Annotated in this window: 5 protein-coding genes; all 5 read right to left on the bottom strand. The window is 70.3% G+C overall.

Going from position 1 to position 6,282, the window contains the following annotated elements; genetic code table 11:
* Nucleotides 1-279: 279 nt before the first annotated feature.
* Nucleotides 280-774, bottom strand: a complete 495-nt coding sequence (locus tag VFF46_RS40620; protein ID WP_414673069.1) for a beta-galactosidase — start codon at nt 772-774, stop codon at nt 280-282.
* 26 nt (nt 775-800) lie between these two features.
* A complete protein-coding gene (locus VFF46_RS18170) occupies nt 801-1,103 on the bottom strand; it encodes a hypothetical protein (protein WP_325038327.1) in 303 nt (100 codons plus the stop codon).
* Nucleotides 1,104-1,198: 95 nt separating this feature from the next.
* Nucleotides 1,199-3,217, bottom strand: coding sequence for a DUF6351 family protein (locus tag VFF46_RS18175; protein ID WP_325038328.1), 2,019 nt, complete (start codon nt 3,215-3,217; stop codon nt 1,199-1,201).
* 131 nt (nt 3,218-3,348) lie between these two features.
* The gene (locus tag VFF46_RS18180) at nt 3,349-4,902 is read right to left on the bottom strand and encodes an FAD-dependent oxidoreductase (RefSeq protein ID WP_325038329.1); all 1,554 of its coding nucleotides are present in this window, start codon (nt 4,900-4,902) and stop codon (nt 3,349-3,351) included.
* Between the two features lie 3 nt (nt 4,903-4,905).
* Nucleotides 4,906-5,928 (bottom strand): LacI family DNA-binding transcriptional regulator, encoded by a 1,023-nt coding sequence (locus tag VFF46_RS18185; protein ID WP_325038330.1) that lies wholly within the window; start codon nt 5,926-5,928, stop codon nt 4,906-4,908.
* Nucleotides 5,929-6,282 lie beyond the last annotated feature (354 nt).

Below are 6,282 nucleotides of genomic sequence, written 5' to 3' on the forward strand. Positions count from 1 at the left end.
GGGTGACGGCGGTGCCGGATCACTCGCCTTCCGGTTGTACGTCGACCGTGAGGTGGGGGCTGTCGCTGTCGACCGTCCAGTGGTACGTCGTACGCCGACGCCCTCCGGAGCGACGCGGGTGCGTACGACGAGGCCGTCGTCCAGTACGTCGACCCCGTCGACGCGGTGAAGGAGGCGGTCGAGGCCGGCCGCTCGCGTTGGCCCACGGGGTGTCCTTCACCAGCACCGCCCGCACGGTCAGCACCCCGTTCTACGTCAGAGGGACAGGAAAGGTGCGCATCAGCGTCCGCCGCCCGAGCGGCGAGGGCCCGGGGGGCTGGAGGTTCTAGATGTGCGGACGTGCCGGGAGGGATGTTCGGGACACCCGGCAATCTCCAGCCCGTGCCCGAGGATCCCGCCCCAGAACGTCTCCGCCCCGTGGTGGATCGAATGCCAATGCCAGTACGAGACCATCCGCGCGCCCCGCGACACCAGTGCCCACGCGACCTGCCGGAGCTGACCGGCGTACGTCGGCACCAGCTCCGCCTGCCACGCGATGAACTCGGTGGTCCGCGCCGCCTGGAACCGTCGCCAGTCCAGGTCGTACGACGGCGTGCTGTTCCCGTCCGGCCGCCACAGCTCCGACCAGTCGGCGCCCGTTGCAGCCGCGGCGGTACGGCGTACGTCGGCGTCCCGAGGATCACCCCGATCCCGCTCTCCGCCGCGCCGTCGAGGACAGGGCGGTCCCGCGACTCCCAGGTCGATTGCGGTCCGGTCACCGACCGAACGCGGCAGGTACTCCGGGTAGTAGGCCGTCCCACCTAAGAACCGCTGATCAAGATATTTCGGACCGTCACGTCGTCGGCGTACTGTACGACAGCTTCGGCCGCGACCTGGTCGAACCGGCTGTTGCTGACCACCACCGACCGAATGTGCTGCGCCTCCGCACCCACGATCCGGTGCGCCCGCTCGGCCCGCGCCACCCGGATCCGGTCGAAACGGATGTCCCGTACGTCGGGGTACAGCGACTGGTCGCCACCTCCCTGGTGGCTGAACGTGATCTCCAGAGGACGGATATCCAGGCCGTGGGCCGACCTGCGTCCGAGCGGCAACGTCTGGATCACCCTCGACGCTCTGCAGCACGGTCTCGGTAGTCCGACCAGCGGCGCACCGATCCTTCCACCGCACGATCTCCAGGCACGGCCGCACACGTTCAGGTTTAGCTTGGGAAGGTGAGCCAGGTCCCGCCCAACGGCTGCTGGTCGACGCCCGGTTTCGACCAGTCGCACACTCCGTCCGGGAAGATCGCCCGCAACTCGTCCCACTGCGCGTCGGTGAACTTCGCGTACTCCGAGCGCACCGGGGGCACCAGCTGGCACTTGATCACGTCAGCCGCCACCCCGGACCCGGCGACCTCGCGCGGGAACGACGCCGACGGGAACAGTTTCTCGCACCGCGACGCCGGGTCCCGGTCCAGCGGCTGGGCGATGAACCCGCGCGGACCACGACACCCTTCGGCCAGCCCGGACGGCTTGGCCGCGACGATCTTGTCGATCCGCGGCCGCGAGGTCGCGTCCGCGGTCAGTTGGGTCAGCCAACGGTCCATTTCCTGGACCGCGTGCCGCAGCAGCGGACTCGCGGTCGAGAACAGCCCGTACTTCGCGTCCTCGAGCAGGCTCACCTGGTTGGCCGCCGTACCGTTGGCCTTCTCCAGCCGGGCGCGCATCGAGAACGTGTGGTAGCGCAGGTGGATGTCGCCCCACGGCTGGGTGTCGGCGTACGCCCGGTAGTCGATGATCGGCACGTCCCGCAGTCCACCGCCGCCGTTGGTCAGCCGCCCGGTCCGATACGCCGCCCGGACCGCCTCCGGATCCGCCTCGGTCCGGGCCGGGACCAGGTTCGCGTCCGCGTCGAAGCCGCCGATCCGCCGGTTCAGGTCCAGGAACTGCGCGGGCGTGATCACCCCGGACTTCAGCACCTTCAGCCCGTACTGCACCCCGACGTTGTCGAGCGGACGCCGCGCGAACCCGGTCAGGGGGTCCTTGCCGTACACGGTGACCGCGTGGTCGTACACGTCGCAGCGCACGCCGTGCGGGTTCCGCAGCGGGTCGTACCGCAGGCCGACCGGGACGCTGCCGCAGTTCCACCGCGGGTCGATCCGGCGGGCGCTGAGCGCCATACTCGCCAGCGTTTTGTAATTCTGGAACCCGGCCACCCGCCGCTTCTGGTCCTGCGTCCACCCGAGCCCCGACCGGGCGAAGTACGCGGTCAGCAGCCATGCGTCGGTGATGAACGGGACCGTGCCGAACGCGACGTCCGGGAACGAGCAGCCGACGATGATCCCGTCGAAGATGCCCGGGTAGTTGTCGGCGATCTGATGGGCCTGGTACGAACCGCCCGAGCACCCGAACCCGACCGTGAACTCGGGCCGGCCGTAGTGCTCGACGAACAGCTCCTTCGTCGTCATCGCCGCCTCGGCCGCGGTCAGGTCGTTGCAGTTCTGGCCGAACACGTTCAGCGACGACGACATCAGCGCGTATCCCTGCCCGAGCAGGTACGGATCCGTGACGCCACCGGTCGTCCGGCCGGACCGGTACCACCCGCCCGCGCAACCGCCGCCGAGGGCGAAGATCGCCCGCCCGTTCCAGCCCCGCGACCGCCGGGTCGGCGTCGGCGCGGCCTCGTGCAGCGGGTCGTGCAGCATCGTGGTCCGGACGATCGCCCGGTCCGCGCTCGCGGTCTCCATCCGGACGATGAACGGGTCGCCGGCGTCGGTCTCGGCGAGATCCGCCGGGTACCGCCGGGTACCGGCCGGCCATTTCGCGTACTTGCCGGCCCGCGTCCGGTAGAAGTAGTCGACCCGCGGCGCGATCGTGCAGTCGTCGTCCAGCGGTGCGCCGAGGGTGCCGCCGATCACCGGCACCGTCGCGTTCGCGGTTTCGCAGACGAACGGCTGCTCGTGCGGCCCGGAGAACACCGGCCCCTGCCGCGGGAAGTTCCGCACCTCCAGCGTCGTACGGCGACCGCCCGCCTCGGCCCGCAGGACGTTCCTGCCGAGCCGCATCCCGCTGACGAGGCCGGTAAGGCCCGTGTCGTCGGCGCCGAACACCGACGACACGTCCTTACCGTCAAGACTCACCCGTACCTCGTCCGCATCCGCCTCGGACACGTCCACGTGAACCAGTGCGTCACCGCCGGTCACCATGTCCGCACGGCTGGACAGGACCTGCAGCTTCATCGGCTGTGCGGTGACCGCCGGCACCAGCGGGAAGACCAGCGCACCGGCGAGCAGCGCGGCGACGATCCGGCCTGGACGGGAAGTCAGCGGTCCTCCTCAAGGGGTGCGCGGTCACGGTCAGGCATACCTGGTCAATTGTCCCCGACGGACCGGCGGATCTCTTCCGGCCAGGCCAGCGGGATCTTCAGCGTGTCCGCCAGCAGGCGCTGGTAGTCGGCCAGGTGGGTGGGATCGTTGCGGACCTTGCGTGGTGACAGTCCCTCGGTCAGGCAGAAGGCGAGCAGTGCGCCGACCGCCTCGCCGATACTCCATTCGACCGGGTGCAGGCGGTAGCAACCGTTGGTGATGTGCGTGGTCCCGATGTTCTTGTTCGCCGGCAGCAGGTTGTCGACCCGGACCGGGATCAGCGCGCCGAGCGGGATCTGGAACGGGTACGCCTCGATGTCGACGTACGTCCGACCGGCCGTACTCGGGTGCAGGTCGATCCGGTACCGGCCGAGGCCGACCGTGTCCGCGAACACCTCGCTGCCGGACCCCTCCGGCCGCGCCTCGACACCGACGTGCTGCTCCAGCACGGTGAACTCGGCCTTGATCCGGCGGGCCTCCCGGATGTACGGCGCCTTCGCGAGCCCGTCGGCGGTACCGGTGACATCGGGGCGCAGCCGCAGGCCGGGGTACCCGCCCTCGGTCTGCATCCAGTACAGGAACGACAGCGACAGGTCCTTGCTCGCGGCCAGCGCGTCCGCGGGATCCGGCCCGCCCAGCAGGGGTTTCTCCCAGTAGTCGAGCTGCGGCCAGTTCACCACCGTCACGTCCGGGATCGCCTTGTCGACAAAGTTGCTTGCGGCAAGGATCTGCCGGTACCGCCAGAGCGAGAACGGTGCCCTGCGGTCCGGGTTCGCGTCCAGCAGCCGCCACTCGCGCTGCTCCAGGGTCACCGGTACGATGTCGGTCCAGGACAGCTGCGATCCCGGCCAGAACGGCGCGACAGTGTCCCGCCAGTGCTCGTACGACGCCGGACGGTCGATCGTGTGGTCCTCTCCCGGCCGGTGCTCGAGCGCGAAACACCACGAGAACGCCTGCTGGTCCAAGGGATTCGCGACCTCGGGCGCATGCAGCTCACCGGTCTCGTCGCGGCCCTCGGCGCCGATCACGTGCTCGACACCCGCCAGCTCGAGCAAGTCCCCGAGCTCGGTCGCGTCCACGACGTACGTCGCCTCGACCGTCAGCTCCCGGTCCGCGCCGCGGAACGTGACCGCCTCGATCTCGTCGCCGTTCGTCTCGGCCGCGACCGGCTCGTGCTCCATCAGCACGACCAGCCGGCCGGACGCGCGCCACGGCGCGAGCATCTCCTCCAGTACGGCGGCCGCGACGCGCGGTTCGTGGCAGAACCGGCTGACCACGCCGAGCCCGGGATCGAGCAGCGGGTCCGCCGCGGCCTCGGGCGTCAGCGGGTAGTTGCGCCGGTAGTAGTCACGGATGCGACGGCGCAGCTCGGCGTACCCGGTGGCGGCGTACCGCTCGATCCACGGGTGCTCGTCCGGCGGCACCAGCTGGCTGGTCAGCTGCCCGCCCAGCCAGTCGGTCGGCTCGGTCAGGACGACGCTGCGGCCGAGGCGCACCGCGGTCAACGCGGCGGCGACCCCGCCGAGGCCACCGCCGACCACTAGGACATCAGTCTCCACCCGTTACTCCTTAGCTCTCGGCCCGGCGACGGTTTCGCCGGCCACCAGGTCACAGGCCACCAGTTGGCTGACCGGCTCCGCGTCCGGGTGCTCGACCCGCGCGACCAACGCGTCGATCGCGATCCGGCCGATCTTCTTGCGCGGGACCACCAGGCAGTCCCAGCGGTGCCCGGGCTCGTCACCCGATCCCTCCAGCACCGCCACTGAGACGTCCTCTGGGATGTTCCGTCCGCGCGCGGCCAGTCCGGTCCGGAGTTCCTCGGCCAACCTGATGCCCTCGGCAACCACCGCGGTCTCCGGCCCGGCCGCCAGCTCGTCCAGCCAGTCCTCGGTCAGGCCCGGCTCGCCGTGGAACCCGGGCGACCGGTCCCGCAGCCCGAGGCGCTCGACCGCGGCGCGGTATCCGTGGCGGCGGTCGACGTACGCCTCCTGCTCCATGCCCTCGCGCAGGTACGCGAAGTGCCGGTGGCCGCGGTCGGCGAGCGAGGTCACCAGCCGGTCGGTGGCCGACACGTAGTCCGGGACGATGCACGGGATCTCCGCGCCCGGCACCTCACGGCGGCCGATGTGCACGAACAGGTATCCGTCGTCCCGCAGCCGCGCCAGCTCCTCGCGGTCGGTCGCGGCGCCGAGCAGGACGGTGCCGTCGGCGAGGTTCAGCCGGTTGGTCCCGTCGCGGTAGATCCGCCGCCGCCCGTCGCTCGCACCGGTCGATGTGAACAGCACCAGGTCGTACCCGATCTCCTCGGCGCGCTCCTCGATCCCGAGCAGGAACTCGAAGTAGAAGTCCTCCCGGGCGTGCGGGAACACGGCCTCGAAGGTATGCACGCCGAGCAGGCGGTTGCGCTTGTTCCGCAGGTTCCGCGCGGCGGCGTTGGGGACGTACCCGAGCTCCTTCACCGCCGCCCGGATCCGCTGCTGGGTCTCCTCGGGGATCCGGTCGGTGTCCCCGCTGACCACCCGCGAGACCGCGGACTGGGAGACACCCGCGAGCAGGGCGACGTCGGCCTGTCGTGGTGCTTTCATCTCTCTCCTCCTGCACATTCATACGTATGAGCGCTCGGATGTGGCTCTGCGCTTACGTATGCGCAGAACCTACGAACTTCTACGCATGCACGTCAAGACCGAGTAGCAACAACAATCACCGGATGCCGCCCCGCCACCGCCACCTGGTGACGAGCAACCACCCGCCACCCACGCCCCAGCAACTCCACCTGCTCCGGCATCACAATCACCACCACCAACCCACCCGGCCCAACCACCTTCCCCCACCGCCGCACGGCCCCGACAACATCCCCAGCCCCCACCCGCACCCCCCACGGCGGATTACTGAGCACCCGGTCAACCGCACCATCCACCCCCCTCGCAGCACCCCACCGC

The sequence above is a fragment of the Kribbella sp. genome (genome assembly GCF_035655035.1).
Taxonomy (GTDB): Bacteria; Actinomycetota; Actinomycetes; order Propionibacteriales; family Kribbellaceae; genus Kribbella.